The sequence below is a fragment of the Thermomonas alba genome, assembly GCF_022419205.1.
Classification (GTDB): Bacteria; Pseudomonadota; Gammaproteobacteria; order Xanthomonadales; family Xanthomonadaceae; genus Thermomonas; species Thermomonas alba.
The window spans coordinates 22,661-41,303 of sequence record NZ_JAJOZU010000001.1; the positions used below are offsets into that span (position 1 = coordinate 22,661).

At 67.6% G+C, this 18,643-nt stretch carries 15 protein-coding genes; all 15 read right to left on the bottom strand.

Features of this window, described 5'->3' with window-relative positions:
- Positions 1-15: 15 nt before the first annotated feature.
- Entirely contained in the window at positions 16-3,588 is a 3,573-nt protein-coding gene (gene dnaE, locus ML342_RS00125; RefSeq protein WP_240124902.1) for a DNA polymerase III subunit alpha, read from the bottom strand.
- 77 nt (positions 3,589-3,665) lie between these two features.
- A complete protein-coding gene (gene rnhB / locus ML342_RS00130) occupies positions 3,666-4,286 on the bottom strand; it encodes a ribonuclease HII (RefSeq protein ID WP_240124903.1) in 621 nt (206 codons plus the stop codon).
- Entirely contained in the window at positions 4,283-5,422 is a 1,140-nt protein-coding gene (lpxB, locus tag ML342_RS00135) for a lipid-A-disaccharide synthase (RefSeq protein ID WP_240124904.1), read from the bottom strand. The genes rnhB and lpxB overlap by 4 nt, the downstream gene beginning before the upstream one ends.
- Positions 5,423-5,582: 160 nt before the next feature.
- A complete protein-coding gene (lpxA, locus tag ML342_RS00140) occupies positions 5,583-6,365 on the bottom strand; it encodes an acyl-ACP--UDP-N-acetylglucosamine O-acyltransferase (RefSeq protein ID WP_240124905.1) in 783 nt (260 codons plus the stop codon).
- A 4-nt stretch (positions 6,366-6,369) separates the two neighbouring features.
- Positions 6,370-6,837, bottom strand: coding sequence for a 3-hydroxyacyl-ACP dehydratase FabZ (gene fabZ, locus ML342_RS00145; RefSeq protein WP_240124906.1), 468 nt, complete (start codon positions 6,835-6,837; stop codon positions 6,370-6,372).
- A complete protein-coding gene (gene lpxD, locus ML342_RS00150; protein WP_240124907.1) occupies positions 6,834-7,853 on the bottom strand; it encodes a UDP-3-O-(3-hydroxymyristoyl)glucosamine N-acyltransferase in 1,020 nt (339 codons plus the stop codon). Before lpxD ends, fabZ begins: the two co-directional genes overlap by 4 nt.
- A gap of 12 nt (positions 7,854-7,865) precedes the next feature.
- On the bottom strand, positions 7,866-10,331 hold the full coding sequence (gene bamA, locus ML342_RS00155) for an outer membrane protein assembly factor BamA (RefSeq protein WP_240124908.1): 2,466 nt from the start codon (positions 10,329-10,331) through the stop codon (positions 7,866-7,868).
- Between the two features lie 107 nt (positions 10,332-10,438).
- A complete protein-coding gene (rseP, locus tag ML342_RS00160) occupies positions 10,439-11,797 on the bottom strand; it encodes an RIP metalloprotease RseP (RefSeq protein WP_240124909.1) in 1,359 nt (452 codons plus the stop codon).
- The gene (dxr, locus tag ML342_RS00165) at positions 11,794-12,963 is read right to left on the bottom strand and encodes a 1-deoxy-D-xylulose-5-phosphate reductoisomerase (protein ID WP_240124910.1); all 1,170 of its coding nucleotides are present in this window, start codon (positions 12,961-12,963) and stop codon (positions 11,794-11,796) included. The genes rseP and dxr overlap by 4 nt, the downstream gene beginning before the upstream one ends.
- A gap of 2 nt (positions 12,964-12,965) precedes the next feature.
- Positions 12,966-13,817 (bottom strand): phosphatidate cytidylyltransferase, encoded by an 852-nt coding sequence (locus tag ML342_RS00170; RefSeq protein WP_240124911.1) that lies wholly within the window; start codon positions 13,815-13,817, stop codon positions 12,966-12,968.
- Positions 13,814-14,566 (bottom strand): polyprenyl diphosphate synthase, encoded by a 753-nt coding sequence (uppS, locus tag ML342_RS00175; protein ID WP_338064959.1) that lies wholly within the window; start codon positions 14,564-14,566, stop codon positions 13,814-13,816. Before uppS ends, ML342_RS00170 begins: the two co-directional genes overlap by 4 nt.
- A gap of 56 nt (positions 14,567-14,622) precedes the next feature.
- The gene (frr, locus tag ML342_RS00180) at positions 14,623-15,180 is read right to left on the bottom strand and encodes a ribosome recycling factor (RefSeq protein WP_240124912.1); all 558 of its coding nucleotides are present in this window, start codon (positions 15,178-15,180) and stop codon (positions 14,623-14,625) included.
- Positions 15,181-15,258: 78 nt separating this feature from the next.
- A complete protein-coding gene (gene pyrH / locus ML342_RS00185; protein ID WP_240124913.1) occupies positions 15,259-15,981 on the bottom strand; it encodes a UMP kinase in 723 nt (240 codons plus the stop codon).
- 83 nt (positions 15,982-16,064) lie between these two features.
- Positions 16,065-17,546, bottom strand: a complete 1,482-nt coding sequence (locus ML342_RS00190; protein ID WP_240124914.1) for a sensor domain-containing diguanylate cyclase — start codon at positions 17,544-17,546, stop codon at positions 16,065-16,067.
- 125 nt (positions 17,547-17,671) lie between these two features.
- Positions 17,672-18,550, bottom strand: coding sequence for a translation elongation factor Ts (tsf, locus tag ML342_RS00195; protein WP_240124915.1), 879 nt, complete (start codon positions 18,548-18,550; stop codon positions 17,672-17,674).
- Between the last annotated feature and the right edge of the window lie 93 nt (positions 18,551-18,643).

Consider the following 18,643-nt stretch of genomic DNA (forward strand, 5'->3'; position numbering starts at 1 on the left):
CGGCGACGGGCAGGATCAACCCGTCGCCCAAGGACGCACCAGCTGCACGCCGACTGCGGAGACTCCGGGCAGGCTGCGCAGCAGTCCGGGCAGTTCCTGCGACAGTTGCAGGCCGTGCTCCCTGTTGAGCAGCAGGCGCCCGATGCCGGATCGGGTGATGACCTCCAGCAGTACCGGGGTCGGGCCGGGGTGTTCCTTCAGCACCTGCTCGAACTGCGCAAGCGCGGTGGAAACGCGCAGGTCGAGCCGGATCGAAATGCGCTGTGCCTGTTGCTGGCAGAGCTGCGCGTAGTCCCAGCAGCGGGTGGCGCGCAGCGAGAAGCCGCCGTTGAACTCGTCCTCGCGCAGGCCGCCTTCCACCACCAGGATGCGATCGCGGGTGAGCAGCGGGGCAAACTCGCTCCACTGCTCGCCGAAGAAGCCGCATTCGATCCGGCCGCGTCCGTCTTCGAGCTGCACGAAAGCCTGCGCATCGCCGCGCTTGCGCACGCCCACCACCTGGCCGGCCACCACCGTCTGCACCAGCGGCCGCCAGCTGCGGCCTTCCTGTGGGCGATTGCTGCGCGCGGCGGAATCCCAGATCTCCTCCAGCATCGACAGATCGTGGCCGACAAGTTTGTGCAGGTCCTCGCGATAGGGGTCCATCGGATGGCCGCTGAGATAGAAGCCGAGCGTCTCGCGCTCGCCCTGCAGGCGCTGCGCCAGCGGCCATTCGGTGGTTTCCGGCAGCTCCAACCGGATCTCGTCGCCGCTCCCCATGCCGCCGAACATGTCGAACATGCCGGCCTCGCGGTTCCTGGCCATCTGCTCGGTGGCTTTCAGGACTTCCGGCAGCTGCAGCATCAGCGAGGCGCGGTTGACCGCCAGCGCATCCATCGCGCCGGCGTTGATCAGCGCTTCCAGCGTGCGCTTGTTGAGGCCGGAGGCCGACACGCGCTGACAGAAATCGAGCAGGCTGCGGAATGCGCCGCCATCCTCGCGCGCTTTTACGATCGCCTCGCACACGCCCTGGCCGACGCCTTTGATCGCACCCAGGCCATAGCGGATGGTGCGCGGATCGGTCGCCACGAACATGAAGCCGGAGTGGTTCACATCCGGCGGCAGCACGGTCAGGCCGAGCGCGCGCGCCTCGTCGAGGAAGCCTACGACCTTCTCGGTCTTGTCCATGTCCGAGGACAGGGTGGCGGCCATGAACTCGGCGGGATAATGCTTCTTCAACCACGCCGTCTGGTAGGCGACCAGCGAGTAGGCGGCGGCGTGCGACTTGTTGAAGCCGTAGCCGGCGAACTTCTCCATCAGGTCGAAGATCTCGTCCGCCTTGGCGGCATCGACCCCGTTCTTGGCCGCGCCCGCGCGGAACATCTCGCGGTGCTTGGCCATCTCGGCCGGGATCTTCTTGCCCATCGCGCGGCGCAGCAGGTCGGCGCCGCCCAGCGAGTAGCCGCCGACGATCTGCGCCATCTGCATGACCTGCTCCTGGTAGACCATGATGCCGTAGGTCTCCTCGAGCATGGCCTTGGTGCGTGGGTCGGGGTAGTCGAACTCCTCCAGGCCGTGCTTGCGCGCCACGAACGACGGGATCATCTCCATCGGACCGGGGCGGTAGAGCGCGTTCAGCGCGATCAGGTCCTCGAAGCGGTCGGGCTTGGCCTCCTTCAGCGCGCGTCGCATGCCGGCGGATTCGAACTGGAACACCGAGCCGGTGTTGCCGTTGGCGAAGATGTCGCGGTACACGCTGGCGTCGTCCAGCGGAATCGCGGAAATGTCGATCGGCGCGGCGCCCTCGCGCGCGCGTCGCGCATTGATCGCCTTCACCGCCCAGTCGATGATGGTCAGCGTGCGCAGGCCGAGGAAGTCGAACTTCACCAGGCCCACCGCCTCCACGTCGTCCTTGTCGAACTGCGTCACCGGGTTCTTGCCCAGCTTGCCGTGGTCGTGTTCGGCAAACAGCGGGCAGAAGTCGGACAGCGGCGACGGCGCGATCACCACGCCGCCGGCGTGCTTGCCGGCGTTGCGGGTGAGATCCTCCAGCTGCAGCGCCAGATCCACCAGGTCGCGCACGTCGTCCTCGGTCTGGTAGCGCTGGATCAGCTCGGGCGAAGCCATCTCGCCGTCCATCCCGCCTTTGCCGCGGCCCAGCGCATCCTTGAGAGTGATGCCGAGGACGTTGGGGATCAGCTTGGCGATGCCATCGACCATGCCGTAGCCGAAGCCGAGCGCGCGCCCGGCGTCGCGCAGCACCGCCTTGGCGGCCATGGTGCCGTAGGTGATGATCTGGCTGACGCGGTCACGCCCGTACTTGCGCGCGACATACTCGATCACCTCGTCGCGGCGGTCCATGCAGAAGTCGATGTCGAAGTCCGGCATCGACACGCGCTCCGGGTTGAGGAAGCGCTCGAACAGCAGGTTGTAGGGCAGCGGGTCGAGGTCGGTGATCGAAAGCGCCCATGCCACCAGCGAGCCCGCGCCCGAGCCGCGGCCGGGGCCGATCGGGATGCCCTGCTGCTTCCCCCACTGGATGAAGTCGGCCACGATCAGGAAGTAGCCGGGGAAGCCCATCTTGCAGATGGTGTCCAGCTCGAACTCCAGCCGCGCCTCGTAATCTGCGCGGGTCTTGCCCGGCGCCAGCGGATGCTTTGCCAGCCTGGCATCGAGGCCCTCGCGCGCCTGCCGGCGGATCCAGCTCTCCAGCGTTTCGTCCGGCGGCACCGGATAGGCCGGCAGGAAGTAGGTGCCCAGGCGCAGCTCGAGATTGCAGCGCTGCGCCAACGCAACGGTGTTGTCCAACGCATCGGGCACATCCGCGAACAGCGCGGCCATCTCCTCGGCCGACTTCAGGTACTGCTCGCGGCTGTAGACGCGCGGGCGACGGGGATCGTCGAGGGTGTATCCGCCGGCGATGCACACGCGCGCTTCGTGCGCCTCGAAGCCGGTGGCATCCAGGAAGCGCACGTCATTGCTGGCGATCACCGGCAGGCCGAGCTTGCCGGCGGCGTAAAGCGCGAAGCGGTTGAACGCTTCCTCACCGTCGCGCCCGGTGCGGGTCAGCTCCAGGTGCAGGTCTTCCCCGAAGACCTCGCGCAGCGCGGCCAGCTGCGCTTCGGCGATGTCATGCCGGCCATCACCGGCCAGCCGGCCGGCCAGGCTTTGGCGACCGGCGATGGCAAACAGCCCGGCGTGATCCTCGCGCAGCCACTCTGGCTCGATCGCCACGCAGTCGCCGCGATGCCCTTCCAGCCAGGCGCGCGTGAGCAGGCGCGACAGGCTGAGATAGCCGCTGCGGTCGCGGCAGAGCAAGGTCAGTAGCGAAGGCGCATCGCCGCCATCGGCCACCAGTACGTCGGCGCCGGCGATCGGCTTGATCCCAACGCTCTCGGCCGCCTTGTAGAACTTCACCAGCGCGAACAGGTTGTTGCGGTCGGTGACGGCAATCGCCGGCAGGCGCAGCTCCAGCGCCCGGCTGAGCAGGTTGGGGCGATCGCCGGCCTTCTCCGGACGCGCATAGTCGGGCTTCTCGGGCACGCGGATGGTGGAATCCACGAGCGAGAACTCGGTGTGCAGATGCAGGTGGACGAAGCGTGCGGGCATCGCAGGGTCGCGTGATGAACCGGCAGGGTAGGGCCGGGTGACCTGACCGGCAAGGCTTGACAGGCTTGACAGGCACGTCAGGGCGGCGGCGTGAATCCCGGCAGGGCAGCCTGTATCGGGCTCGATTCCAGCACGGCGCGGACGGGCGCGAAGCTGCGGCGATGCGCGGGGCAGGGGCCGAAGCGGCGCAGGGCGTCGAGGTGCAGCGGGCTGGGGTAGCCCTTGTGGCGGTCGAAGCCGTATTGCGGGTACTGCGCGTGCAGGTCGCGCATGCGCGCATCGCGCGCGACCTTGGCGAGGATCGAGGCGGCCATGATGCTGCGGTCGCGGGCATCGCCGCCGACCCAGGCCTCGGCCGGGCAGGGCAGGTTCTGCGGCAGGCGGTTGCCGTCGATGCGCGCGCAGTCGGCCACGTGCGCCACGCCCAGCAGGGCTTCGCGCATGCCGTGCATGGTGGCCTGGAAGATGTTGCGGCGGTCGATCTCGTCGGCCTCGATGAACACGATCTTCCATGCCAGCGCGCGTTCGAGGATGCGCGGGTAGAGTTGCTCGCGTTTGCGTGCGGTCAGCGCTTTCGAGTCATCCAGGCCGTTCACTGGCGTGCGGCCTGCTGGCGGAAACACCACGGCGGCGACCACTACCGGCCCGGCCAGCGGCCCGCGTCCGGCTTCGTCGATACCGGCGATGCGCAGGCTCATCCGTTCTCCAGCAATGCGGCGATCGCCTCCGCCGCGCGCTGCGAAGCGTCGCGCCGCAGCATCTCATGCTGGGCGAGGAAGCGCGGCTGCAGTGCGGCCACTGCGTCGGCATCGCGGAACCAGCGCAGCAGGGCGGCGTGCAGCTTGTCCGGCGTGCAGTCGTCCTGCAGCAGCTCGGGGATCAGCGCTTCGCCGGCCAGCACGTTCGGCAGGCTGACGAACCGCGACTTCAGCAGCCCAAACAACTTGACGATGCGGTAGGTCAGCGGCGCGATGCGGTGGCCCACCACCATCGGCCGCTTGCACAGCATCGCCTCCAGCGCGGCGGTGCCGGAAGCGAGCAGCACCGCGTCGCTGGCGATCATGATGCGCTGGGCCTGGCCGTCGATGACGCGGACCATCGGCGCATCGTTCATGATCGCGTCGATGGCGGCGCGGCAGTGCGCGTTCGCCGCCGGCACCAGCACCCGCAGGCCAGGCACGTCTTTCGCCAGCAGGCGGGCGGCTTCGGCGAAGGCCGGCAGCATGCGGCGGATCTCGCCCAGCCGGCTGCCGGGCAGCAGCGCGAGGATCGGCGCATCGGCGGGCTCGCCCAGCGCGGCGCGCGCGGCGGCGCGGTCGGGCTGCAGCGGGATCGCATCGGCCAGTGGATGACCAATGAACACCGCATCCACGCCGTGCCGCGCGTAGATCGCAGGTTCCATCGGGAACAGGCAGAGCACGCGTTCGGCGCTTTCGCCTATCTTCGCCGCGCGGTGCTCGCGCCAGGCCCAGACCGAGGGGCTGACGTCGTGCACGGTGCGCACGCCGCGCCGTTTCAGCCAGCGCTCGACGCCCAGGTTGAAGTCGGGGGCGTCGATGCCGATGAAGACATCCGGCTGCCAGGTGAGCACGCGCCGGCGAAAGCGCCTGCGCAGCGCGAGCAGGCGCGGCAGGTGCGCCAGCACTTCGGTCAGCCCCATCACCGCCAGTTCGCTGGCGTCGAACCAGGTCTCCACCCCGGCGGTGCGCATGGCATCCCCGCCGATGCCCGCGAACTCGGCGTCAGGAAAGCGCGCGCGTAGCGCCTGCACCAGGCCGGCGCCGAGTTGGTCGCCGGACGTCTCGCCGGCGCAGAGGGCGATGCGTGGTGTCATGGGCTGTTCCGCTTCGGGGTCGCGCCGCTGCGGTGGCAGGGGTGTATCCCGAGTCGCTCCTCGTTATTCGCTTTGTCGGGACACACCCCTGCCCCCGCAGTGGCGCTTGTTTTGTTGCGCCTTGCAACTATGTCCATTCTTGCGGCCAGGTCGTCCTGGCTCACCGCAGCAACGGCCGCTCGCTGGCGTCGATGAACTCGAGGAACGCGCGCACGTCGTCGCTGGCGGCGGCGATCTCGGCGATCTCGGCCTTGGCTTCGTCCAGCCTGGCTTCGCCCATGTACAGCGCGCGGTAGGCGCGCTTGATCGCGGCGATGCGAGCAGCGTCGAAGCCGCGGCGCTTGAGGCCTTCGGCATTGATGCCGCGCGGACGCGCGTATTTTTCCTGCGCCACCATCAGATAGGGCGGCACATCGCCATTGACGAACGCCCCCATGCCGATGAAGGCGTGATCCCCGATCCGGCAGAACTGGTGCACGCCGGCAAAACCGCTCAAGATCACGTGGTTGCCCACCGTCACGTGGCCGGCCAGGGTGGCGTTGTTGGAGAACACGCAGTCGTCGCCGACGTGGCAGTCGTGCGCGATGTGGCAATAGGCCAGGATCCAGTTGCGGTGACCGATCTTGGTGAGGCCGCCGCCACCGCCGGTTCCGCGGTTGATGGTGACGAACTCGCGGATCACGTTGCCATCGCCGATTTCCAGCGCCACCCGCTCACCGCGATATTTCTTGTCCTGCGGCGCAGTGCCGATCACGGCGTGGCCGTGGATGACGTTGTCGCGACCGATCCGGGTCGGGCCTTCGATCAAGCAGTGCGGGCCGATGCGGGAGCCGGCGCCGATCTCCACCTCCGCGCCGATCACCGCGTATGCGCCGATCTCGACGCCTTCGCCGAGCACGGCGGAGGGATCGATCACGGCGGTGTGATGAACATGGGCAGGCATGGGATCAACGACTCGCGGCGGCGCACAGGATTTCGGCGCAGGCGACTTGCTCCCCATCGACGCGGGCTACGCCTGCATATTGGGCCATGTTGCGGATGCGGCGCTTGAGCTCGACGTCGAGTTCGAGCCGATCACCCGGCACCACCATGCGGGTGAACTTGGCGTTGTCTACCTTGACCAGGTAGAACGTGTCCTTACCGAGCTCGGACGGATCGCGCGAGAGCTGGGTCAGCAGGCCGCCGGCCTGCGCCAGCGCCTCCACCACCAGCACGCCGGGCATCACCGGATGCCCAGGGAAGTGGCCATTGAAGAACGGCTCGTTGTAGCTCACGTTCTTGTAGGCGAGCACGCGTTTGTCCTTTTCGAACTCGACGACGCGATCCACCAATAAAAACGGATAGCGGTGCGGTAGCAGGCGCTCGATGTCGGCGCTGGTGACGGGAAGCTTGAAGGAAGCAGTGCGGTCGTTCATTCCAAATCCTTGCCTTCGCCAGGACGCCGCCGGGCGATGCGGTCGAGCTGCTTGAAGCGGGCGGCGCTCTTGCGCCAGCTGCGATTGTCCATCAATGGAGTGCCGGAAGAATACTCGCCGGGGGTGCGGATGGAATGGGTCACCAGCGACATGGCGGTGACCACCACGTGATCGCATAGCTCCAGATGGCCGAGGATGCCGGCGCCGCCGCCGATCAGGCAGTAGCGCCCGATCTTGGCGCTGCCGGCCACGGCCGAGCACCCGGCCATCGCGGTGTGCGCGCCGATGCGGACGTTGTGGCCGATCTGGATCTGGTTGTCCAGGCGCACGTCCTCTTCCAGTACGGTGTCGCCCAACGCGCCGCGGTCGATGGTGGTGTTGGCGCCGATCTCGCAGTCATCGCCGATGACGACGCCGCCCAACTGGGGCACGTTGATCCAGTGGCCGGAGTCCATCGCCAGGCCGAACCCGGCTGCGCCCAGCACCGCGCCGGGCAGGATGCGCACACGCTTGCCCAGGCGCACGCGGGTGAGCAGGGTCACCCGCGCCTGCAGCTCGCATTGCTCGCCGACTTCGCAATCTTCACCGATCACACAGCCGGGGCCGACCACCGCACCCGCCGCGATCCGGCTGCGCGCGCCGATCACCACATGCGGGCCGATGCTGGCGGATGGGGCGACCAAAGCATCCGGCGCGACCACGGCGGTGGAGTGGATGCCGGGGACATGCGCCGGGCGCGGCTCGAACAGCGCGGCGATGCGCGCGAACGCCGCGTATGGGTCGCGCGCCACCAGCGCGGTGCCCGCGAACGCCTCGGCGTCTTCAGCGCGCAGCACCACCACGCCGGCGCGGGTGTGTGCCAGCTGGCTGCGGTAGCGCGGATTGGCCAGAAAGCTCAGCTGGCTTGGATCGGCGCTGGCGAGAGTCGCCACGCCCTGCACATCGCGATCGTCGCCGCGTAGCTCCAGCCCGAAACGGCGTGCGAGATCGGATGCGGTGAAGCCCTGCGTGCTCATGCCGCCTGATTGTCAGAGCTGGCCACCGAAGTTGAACTGCAGCCGCTCGATCTGATCCCCGTTTTTCTTGCGAATCGGCAGCGCATAGCTGATCGACAGCGGCCCCATCGGCGAGCGCCACAGCAGCGCGATGCCGGCCGAGGCGCGCAGTTCGCTGGCGCTGAAGTTCTTGTAACCGTCGAACACGTTGCCGAAATCCAGGAAGGCCGAGACGCGCGCGGACGGGCTGTCGAACAGCTTGGGGAAGATGGTCTCCACCGAGCCGGCCAGCAGGAACGAACCGCCCAGCGGCTGCCGGTAACCAAAGGTCGTGGTGTAAACCGGACCCAGGGTGTTGTCCATGAAGCCGCGCACGCGGCCACTGGAGGCGATGCCGCCGGCGTAGAAGTTTTCGAAGAACGGCAGGCCCTTGGCAGTGACGGTCTTCACGTAGTCGCCCGAGGTCGGCAGACATGGGTTGCTCGGTGCCGGGCCTGGCACGTAGGTATCGCCGATGCCGTCGTTGTTGGTGTCCACCAGGGTCGGCGGGGTGAAGCAGATATTGCGGACGTAACTCTTGCCGTAAGAGTTGCCATAGCCCAGATTCAGGCCAGTCTTGATCACCAGCGACTGCGTCAGCGGCCAGTACTTGGCAATGTCGTAGCTGAGCTTGTAGTACTCCACGGTAGAGCCGGGCAGGGTGACTTCCAGCAGCAGGTTCTGGCTGGTGCCGATCACCGGCGTGAAGTAGTTGTTGCGGGTATCGCGGCCCCAGCCGAGCTGCGCGCGCCAGGCGTGGAAGGTGCGCTTGCCGATCGCGTCCACATAGTCCACCAGCGGCTGCGGCGTGGTGCCCTGGTAGGCGAGGATCTGGTTCTTGTCGATGCCGAGCATCAGCGAGACCGAGTCGCTCTCGCTCAGCGGCACGCCCAGGAACACCTGGAAGGCGCCGCTGTTGGTCGAATACTGGGCGACGTTGAAGTTCGAATAGTCGAACTCGCGCCACCACAGGTTGTAGCCGAGCGAGACTCCGTCGTCGGTGAAATACGGGTTGACGAACGAGAAGTCGTAGCGCTTCTGGTAGACGCTGCGGGTCAGCGCCAGCGAGGTGCGGTTGCCAGTGCCGAGGAAATTGTTCTCCGACAGCGACAGCGACAGGTTCACCCCCGACAGCTGCGAATAGCCGATGCCAGCAGTGATGCTGCCGGAGGTGGTTTCCTTGACCGTGTACACCACGTCCACCTGATCGTCGCTGCCGGGGACTGGCTGGGTATCGACGTCCACCGATTCGAAATAGCCCAGGCGATCCAGGCGCACCTTGCTGCGGTCGATCGCCGCCTGCGAGTACCAGGTATTCTCGAACTGGCGCATCTCGCGGCGCAGCACCACGTCGGCGGTGCGGGTGTTGCCCTTGAACACGATGCGACGAACCATCACCCGCGGCCCCGGCTGCACCTGGAAGTCGATCGCCACCGTGCGCTTGTCGCGGTCGATGGTCGGGATCGGGTTGACCCGCGCGAAGGCGTAGCCGATGTTGGCCAGGCGCAGGGTGATCGCGTTCGAGACGAACTCCAGCGAGGCGCGCGAGAAGGTGGAACCGGGCTTGATCATGCCGGCGATCTTCTCGATGTCCTCTTTCGGCAGCACGGTGTCGCCGGACACCGTGATGTCGGCGAAGTTGTAGACCTGGCCTTCGGTCAGGCCGGCGGTGATGAACATGTCCTTGTGGTCGGCGCTGATCGCCACCTGGGTGGAATCCAGGCTGAAATCCACATAGCCGCGATCGAGATACCAGGAGTTGAGCTTCTCGATGTCGCCCGAGAGCTTCTCGCGCGAGTATTGGTCATCGCGCTTGTACCAGGACAGCCAGTTGCTGGTATGCGATTCCCAGCCTTTGGTGATCTCCTCGTCGCTGAAGCTGTCGTTGCCGATCAGGTTGATATGGCGGATCTTGGCCGCCTTGCCCTCTTTGATGGTGAGGGTCAGGTTGATGCGGTTGCGGTCCAGATGCTCGATGCTGGGGCTGATCTGCACCCCGTACTTGCCGCGGTTGTTGTACTGGCGGGTCAGTTCCTGGGTCACCCGGTCCAGATCCAGCGGGTTGAAGGTCTCGCCTTCGGCCAGGCCGATTTCTTTCAACCCCTTGGTCAGGTCTTCGGTCTTGATGTCTTTGTTGCCAGTGATCGTCAGCTTGTTGATGGCCGGGCGCTCGACCACGGTGATGACCAGGATGCCGCCTTCGTGGTCCAGCCGCACGTCCTGGAAGAAGCCCGTCTTGTACAGCGCGCGCAGGGCTTCCGCGGCCTTGCCCTGATCGACGAGGTCGCCGCGTTCCAGCGGCAGGTAGGTGAGGACCGTGCCCGGGTTGATGCGCTGCAGGCCGTCGATGCGGATGTCGGTGACCTTGAAGGGCGTGAACGCCGACTGTGCCCAGGCTGGCAGCGTAAGCGCCGAAGCCAGGGCAAGAGACAGCAGGCGGCGGTGCAGAGGTCGGGTCATGCGGGACATCCTGTGGAGTGGAGCGACCCGCCGGAACGGCCCTGCGCAGGCGCCCGGCGGGGTGGGTGCCGCGGCAGGTTGCACCGAGCGGCGGAGGGAATATTGCATCACGACACCAGGTGCAGGATGTCGTTGTAGAACGCCAGCCCCATCAGCCCTGCGACCAGCGCAAGCCCGATGTACTGGCCCATGGCCATGACCCGTTCGCTGAGCGGGCGACGGGTGACCAGCTCGATAAGGTAATACAGCAAATGACCCCCGTCCAAGACAGGGATCGGCAGCAGGTTGAGCAGCGCCAGGCTGACCGACAGCAGAGCCAGGAAGTTCAGGAACCAGGCCGGCCCGCGCGCTGCGAAATCATTGGCGGCGCGGGCGATGGTGATCGGCCCGGATACCGTATTCTCGACCGCCACCTGGCCGCTGACCGCGCGCCCCAGCATGTCCACCAGCTGCCGCACCTGATAGCCGGTCTCGCGCAGCGCCGCCGGGATCGCCGGCAGCGCCGACAGGCGCAGCACCGCATCGCGCGGCGGTGGGCCGACCGGCGCACTGGTGATGCCCAGGATCCACTGCGAGGACCCATCGGCGCCAGCAAGGCGCTGCGGAGTGAGCTCGAGCGCCAGGCGTTCCCCGTCGCGCTCGACCTCGACCATGCCCGGCCCGCCGCGCTCGCCCAGCGAGCGCACCAGCGGGGCGATGTCCTCGAAGGTGGAGACCGGATGCCCATCGATGGCGGTGATGCGGTCGCCCTCGGCGAGCACGCCCCAGGCAGGGCTGCCCTCGCGCACGCGGCCGATCACGGCTGGCACCAGCAGGTGGCGTGGCACCAGCCCGATCGCCCCCAGCGCGTGCAGCTCGTCCACCTGCGGTGGAATCCGCTGCAGCGGCAGGGTGCGGTGTGCGATCTGGCCGTCGGCGCCGCGGATCTCCAGGCTGACCGGCTGACGATCTAGCGCGGCCATCACCAGCGCCATCTGCAGTTCGCTCCAGGTCGGAGTGGCACGCTCGCCGACCTTGAGGATGCGATCTTCTGGCTGCAGGCCGGCTGCGGCGGCCAGCGCGTGCGCCTGACCGACCACGGGCGCGTAGTCGGGGCGGCCGATGACCAGCATCCCCCATAGCAACAGGAACGCCAGCAGCAGGTTCGCCAGCGGACCGGCGGCGACGATCGCCATCCGCTGCCAGACCGGTTTGCGGTTGAAGGCCAGATGCGCCTCGTTGGCGGGCACGTCGCTCTCGCGCTCGTCCAGCATGCGCACGTAGCCGCCCAGCGGCAGCGCGGCGATCACGTATTCGGTGCCGTCCTTGCCGCGCCAGCGCCACAGCGGCGGGCCGAAGCCGATCGAGAAGCGCAGCACCTTGACGCCGCAGCGGCGCGCGACCCAGAAATGGCCGAACTCGTGAAAGGTGATCAGTACCCCGAGGGCGATCAGCAGCCACCAGACGGAGCCCAGGATCGAGCTCATGCGCGGCCTCCGCGCGTGGCGATACTGGCCTGCGCCAGCTGGCGGGCGCGCGCATCCGCTGCCAGTAGCGTTTCCAGGGAATCGGCGGCGTGGGGCGGCATGGCGTCCAGGGTCGCGCTGACGATGTCGGGAATGTCCAGAAAACCAATCCGGCACTGAAGAAAGGCTGAAACCGCCTCTTCGTTGGCGGCATTGAGCGCGGCCGGGGCGATGCCACCCGTCGAGAGCGCGGCGAACGCCAGCGCCAGGCAGGGAAAGGCGTCGAGATCGGGGGGCTCGAACTCCAGCCGTCCACCCTGCGCCAGCAGGTCCAGCGCGCCGACTCCGGAGGCGATCCGGTGCGGCCAGCCAAGGCCGACCGCGAGCGCGGTGCGCATGTCGGGCAGGCCGAGCTGGGCCAGGGTGCTGCCGTCGGCGAAATCCACCAGCGAATGCACCAGCGACTGCGGGTGCACCAGCACGCGGATGGCATCTGCCGGGACCGCGAACAGATGGTGGGCCTCGATCACCTCCAGCCCTTTGTTCATCAGGGTGGCGGAATCGACCGAGATCTTCGGTCCCATCGACCACTTCGGATGCGCCACCGCCTGCGCCGGAGTGACCGTGGCCAGCGCCGTGCGCGACCAGCCGCGGAACGGGCCGCCGGAGGCGGTCAGTGTGATCCGCGTCGGCGGGTTGCCGTCGGCCAGGCACTGGAAGATCGCGTTGTGTTCGCTGTCGATCGGGATGATGGTCGCCGCATGCGCGCGCGCTTCGCGCATCAGAAGCTCGCCCGCCAGCACCAGCGACTCCTTGTTGGCCAGTAGCAGGCGTTTGCCTGCGCGCGCGGCGGCCAGGGTCGAGGACAGCCCGGCGGCGCCGACGATCGCCGCGATCACGGTGTCGCAGGCATCGCTGGCAACCAGGGCGTTCAGCGCCGCAGGGCCGGCGTGCGCGCGGGTGTCCAGCCCGGCCGCGCGCAGGCCGTCGCGCAGGGCCGGATAGCCGTCTGGATCGGCGATCACTGCGTGCTCTGGCCGATGGCGGCGGCATAGCTCGAGCAGCGCTTCGACCTGGCGCCCGGCCGCCAGCACGCTGGCACGCATCGCCTGCGGATGGCGCGCGATCACGTCCAGCGCGGAGCTGCCGATCGAGCCGGTGGCGCCCAGAACCGCGACTTTCTGCATCTTCAGAACCCCAGCCAGAGTTTGCCCAGCGCGAACACCGGCAAGGCTGCCAGCACGCTGTCCATGCGGTCGAGCACGCCGCCATGGCCGGGAATCAGGGTGCCGGAATCCTTCAGGCCGGCGTGCCGCTTGAGCAGGCTCTCGAACAGATCGCCCACCACCGCGAACAGCACGGTGAGCGCGGCCACCAGCGCGATTCCGGGCAGCTGCGCGGCGCGCGCCCCGAGCGCCAGCGCGCCGAGCACCGCCACCAGCATGGCCAGCGCCGTGCCGCCGACCACGCCTTCCCAGGTCTTGTTCGGGCTGATCCGCGGCGCCAGCCGGCGCCCACCGAACCACTGCCCGCCGAAGCGCCGACCGGTGAAATAGGCGCCGGTATCGGCCGCCCACACCAGCAGCAGGGCCAGCAGCAGCCAGCGATGGCCGTTGGGCTGGCTGGCGTGGACCAGGGCCAGGGCGCACCAGGCCGGCACGATCGCCGCGGTGCCGGCGGCCAGCTTGAGCATCCGCGCATTGCCATCACGGCGGGAGGCGAACTCGAAATGGCGCAGCCACAGCAGGCTCAGCAGCCACCAGACCACGCCCAGCAGCACGACCAGCTGGAACAGCGGCAGCGCCCCGGTGTGCTGCGAGCGCGAGCCCCATACCAGCGCCACCATCAGCGCCAGGTTGCAGGCCAGCAGGATGCTGCGCGCCAGGGTGTCTTCCACCTCGGCCAGATGCAGCCATTCCCACAGCGCGAGTAGAAAGACCACCGCGCTGGGCAGCATCAGCCAGCTGGTCGGCAGCAGCAGGACGGCACCGATGGCGACCGGCGCCATGGTCAGGGCGGCGAGGACTCGGGTTCGGGTCAAGAGGTTCTCCCGCTGCTGGGGCGGCGCACCTGGTCGCTGGTCAGGCCGAAGCGGCGCTCGCGGCTGGCATAGTCGGCCAGCGCGCGCTCCAGCACTGCGGCGTCGATGTCGGGCCACAGGGTATCGGTGAACCACAGTTCGGTGTAGGCCAGCTGCCAGAGCAGGAAGTTGCTGATGCGCAGCTCGCCGCCGGTACGGATGAACAGGTCCGGCGCGGGCAGATCGGCCAGCGCCACGCGCGCGCCCAGCCGATGTTCGTCGATCTGCTCCGGGCGCAGGCGCCCGGCGGCCACATCCTCGGCCAGAGTGCGCGCCGCGTGGGCGATGTCCTGGCGGCCGCCGTAGCTGGCGGCGATGGTCAGCGCCAGGCGCGTATTGCCCGCGGTCAGGTCTTCGGCGGCCTGCATACGCGCTTGCAAAGCAGCCTCGAAGCGGTCGCGCGCGCCGATGAAGCGCAGGCATACGCCGAGCCGGTGCAACTCGTCCACTTCGCGTTCGAGGGCGCCGAGGAACAGCTTCATCAGGCCGCCGACTTCCTCGGGCGGGCGGTTCCAGTTTTCGCTGGAGAACGCGAACAGGGTCAGCGCCTCGATTCCGCGCTGCAGGCAAAACTCGACGCAGCGCTTGACCGCGCGCGCGCCGGCGCGATGCCCGACCAGGCGCGGGCGATGGCGCTGCTGCGCCCAGCGGCCATTGCCATCCATGATGATGGCCAGATGGCGGGGAACCGGGGCGGGCGGGGCGCTCACGCGAGATACGCGGGCATTCGCAGGATGAACATGGCAGGCTGGGGACGGCGAACGCTTCAGACGGCCATCAGCTCGGCTTCCTTGGCCTTCACTACCTCGTCCACTTCCTTGATCGCCGCGTCGGTGATCTTCTGGATCTCGGCCTCGGCGCGTGCGCTCTCGTCTTCGGTGATCTGCTTGTCTTTCAGCAGCTCTTTCACCCGGTGGTTGGCGTCGCGGCGGATGTTGCGAATCGCCACCTTGGCGTCTTCCCCTTCGCCGTGCACGACTTTGGTCAGGTCGCGGCGGCGTTCCTCGGTCAGCGCCGGCAGGTTCAGGCGAATCGTGGTGCCGGCAGTATTCGGGGTCAGGCCCAGGTCGGAGGTGAGGATCGCCTTTTCCACCGCGCCCACCACGGCCTTGTCCCACGGCGTGATGACGAGCGTGCGCGCGTCGGCCACCGACACACTGGCCACCTGCGAGAGCGGTACTTCGCTGCCATAGGCCATCACTTTGATCGAGTCCACCAGGCCGGTGGAGGCGCGTCCGGTGCGGACCTTGACCAGATTGTGGCGCAGCGCCTCGATGCTCTTGGCCATGCGGGCCTGCGCATCTTTCTTGATCTCGTTCAACATGGCGGTGTGGCTCCGAAGGAAATGTTCTGCGAACCGGTCATTATAGGTGGCAGTTGCAGGGCGCGGCGGCGGGTGCGCTCAGGCGCCGGCGTGGACCAGGGTGCCGATCGGCTCGCCGCGCAGGATGCGCAGCAGCGCACCGGGCTGGGCCATGTCGAAGATACGTAGCGGCAGGCCGGCATCGCGGCACAGGGCGAATGCGGCGGTGTCCATCACCTGCAGATTGCGCCCGATTACTTCGTCGTAAGTCAGATCGTCCAGTTTGACCGCATCGGCATGCTTGTTCGGGTCTTTGTCGTACACGCCGTCCACCTTGGTCGCCTTCAGCAGCAGGTCAGCGCCGATTTCGATCGCGCGCAGGGCGGCGCCGGAATCGGTGGTGAAGAAGGGATTGCCGGTGCCGGCGGCGAAAATGGTGATCCGGCCTTTCTCCAGATGGCGTATGGCGCGGCGGCGGATGTAGTCCTCGCACACGTCGTTGATCTTGATCGCGCTCATCACCCGACACTTGCCGCCGAGTTTTTCCAGCGCATCCTGCATCGCCAGCGCGTTGATGACGGTGGCCAGCATGCCCATGTGGTCGCCGGTGACCCGATCCATGCCGCTGGCGGCCAGGCCCGCGCCGCGGAAGATGTTGCCGCCGCCGATCACCAGCGCAACCTCGGCGCCAGCCTCGCGCGCTTCGATCACTTCGCGCGCGATCCGGGTCAGCACCTTTGGATCGATGCCGTAATCCTCCTCGCCCATCAGCGCCTCGCCCGAGAGTTTCAGCAGGATGCGGCGGTAGGCGAGTTCGGACATGGCAGGGCCTCGGGCGTTGGAAAAATCCCGGAGATTTTAGCGGAAAGCGTGTCCACCTCCCGCCGCTTCGCCCGGCGTCGGGTTCATCCGCGATGCAGATGGATGCGGTTGCGGCCGCTGCGTTTGGCCGCATACAGCGCGGCATCCGCGGCCTGCAGCAATCCCATCACGCTGTCGAAACGACCGTGAGCACCGTTGTGCACGGCGATGCCTGCCGAGAAGGTGACATGGATCAGTCCATCGTCCAGCACGGCCATCGGCTGCTGCGAGACGGCCGCCAGCAAACGCTGGAGCACCGCAGTCGCTGCCTCTTCGTCCGAGTGCGGCAGCATCAGCAAAAACTCTTCGCCGCCGTAGCGCGCCAACAGATCGTCCGCGCGCAGGCGCGATTGCAGGCACTGCGCGAACTTGCGCAATACCTCGTCGCCCACCAGATGGCCGTGGCGGTCGTTGATCTGCTTGAAATCATCCAGATCGATCAGGGCCAACGCCAGCGGCGACTGGCCGGCGAGGGCGAATGCTCGGCTCAGCGCTTCTTCCAGGTGCAGACGGTTGTACGCTCCGGTCAGTGGGTCGCGCTGCGCCTGTTCGGCCAGCTGGTGGATGCGCGCGCGCATCGCCTGCGCGTCGTCGCGCGCCTGCGCCAATTCCTGGATCTGGCGCAGGTTGCGCAGGAGCAGCACCTCGCGCGCCTGCTCGGCGATCGCTTGCAGGTGCGCGGGGCTGTCGATATGGATGTCGAACACTCCGCTGAGATCCGGCAGCGCGGCGGCGATTTCGGACAAGATCGCGTCCAGGTGGGAGGCGTCGATGCAGGCCGCGATGCGGGTGTTCACCTGCTCTATCAGTTCGACCGGCGGCTGGCTTCCGGCCAGCCACAGGTCGGCGATCGCGCCGGAGGCCTGGACGCAGCGCAGCAGCGGGTCCTGGGCCGGTTGCTCGGCTTCGCTGGCGGCGATCGCCTCCACCAGATGGCTCGGCAGGTTCCAGCGCGCGGCCAGCCAGGCGCCGATCTCGGCGTGATCGCTGCCGTACTGCGCGCGTTCGAGTGCGACCAGCGCATCATTCCCGTTGGCTTTGGCGCTGAGCGCGGCGTAGCCTTCCGTCAGCGCCTGCAGCAGCGCCAGCCGGCCCATGTCCTGCAGCAGGCCGGCCAGCATCAGCACGTCCGCGCGGCCCGCACCCGCATGCTGGCCGAGCGTGCGCGCGGCCAGGGCTGACAGCACGCTGCGGCGCCAGATGTGCTCCTGCAGCTGGGTGCTGCCGTGGCGGCCGCGCAGGCCGTGCATCAGGGTGAATCCGAGCGCCAGGCTCAAGGTCGCATTGAGGCCGAGGGTGGACATCACCTGCACCAGCGTATGGGCGCGCCGGCGGGTGGCATACAAAGGGGAGTTGGCCATGCGCAGCAGGCGCGCGCTCAGGCCTGGATCCAACTCTACGACCCGGCCGACGTCGGCCAGGGTGGCGTTGGGGTCTTGCGCAAGCTCGATGATCTGCAGTGCCAGCCCCGGCGGTGACGGCAGGTTGCGGCAATGCAGCAGTGTGGCTTCCAGTTCCGGTCGCATCGCGCGGCAGTCTCCAATCCTGAATGGATAGTATGCACAGGCAAGGCACGCAGCGCTCAGCAGGCAAACGAAAAACCCGCCAAACGGCGGGTTTTCGTGGCTTCGGTCAAGCTTTGCAGCCGGGATCAGACCTGCATGGCCTTGGCAACTTCGGCCAGATAGTCTTCCTGGACCTTTTCGATGCCCTCACCGACCACCAGGCGCTTAAAGCCGATGACGTCGGCGCCGGCGGCCTTGACCACCGCCTCGACGGTCTTGTCGCTGTCCAGCACGTACGGCTGGCCGTACAGAGTGACTTCGTTGACGATCTTGTTGAGCTTGCCGCTGATGATCTTCTCCAGGATTTCGGCCGGCTTGGCCTTGTCCTTCTCGCTCATCTTGGCCAGCTCGATTTCCTTTTCCTTGGCGATGAACTCGGCCGGCACGTCGGCGGCCTTGTTGTAGGGGGGGTTCATCGCCGCTACGTGCATGGCCAGACCGCGCGCCAGTTCGGCATTGCCGCCCGCCAGCTCGACCAGTACGCCGATCTTGCCGCCGTGGACGTAAGCGGCGACGTGATTGGCGGTGTCCATGCGCACCAGGCGCCGCACCTGGACGTTCTCGCCCAGTTTGGCGACGGCGGCGGCGCGGGCTTCCTCGACGGTCTCGCCGGAGGGCAGCTTGGCGGCCTTCAGGGCTTCCACGTCGGTACTGCCGGAAGTCAGCGCGGCCTGGGCCACGCCCTCGCACAGGGCGATGAAGTTGCTGTCCTTGGCCACGAAGTCGGTTTCGCAGTTGACTTCGACCAGCACGGCCTTGCCGCCGTCCTGGGCCGCGGCGATGCGGCCTTCGGCAGCGACGCGGTTGGCCTTCTTGTCGGCCTTGGCCAGCCCCTGCTTGCGCAGCCACTCCGCCGCAGCGTCGATGTCGCCATTGTTTTCGGTGAGCGCCTTCTTGCACTCCATCATGCCGGCGCCGGTGCGCTCGCGCAGTTCCTTCACGAGGGAAGCGGTGATTTCAGCCATTGGGGTTGCCTCTCGATGTTGTAAAGCGGCATTCCTGCACATGCAGAGCCGGCCGGTGGATGTGGGGACTTTCGATCGCCTGCCGGCCCGGGT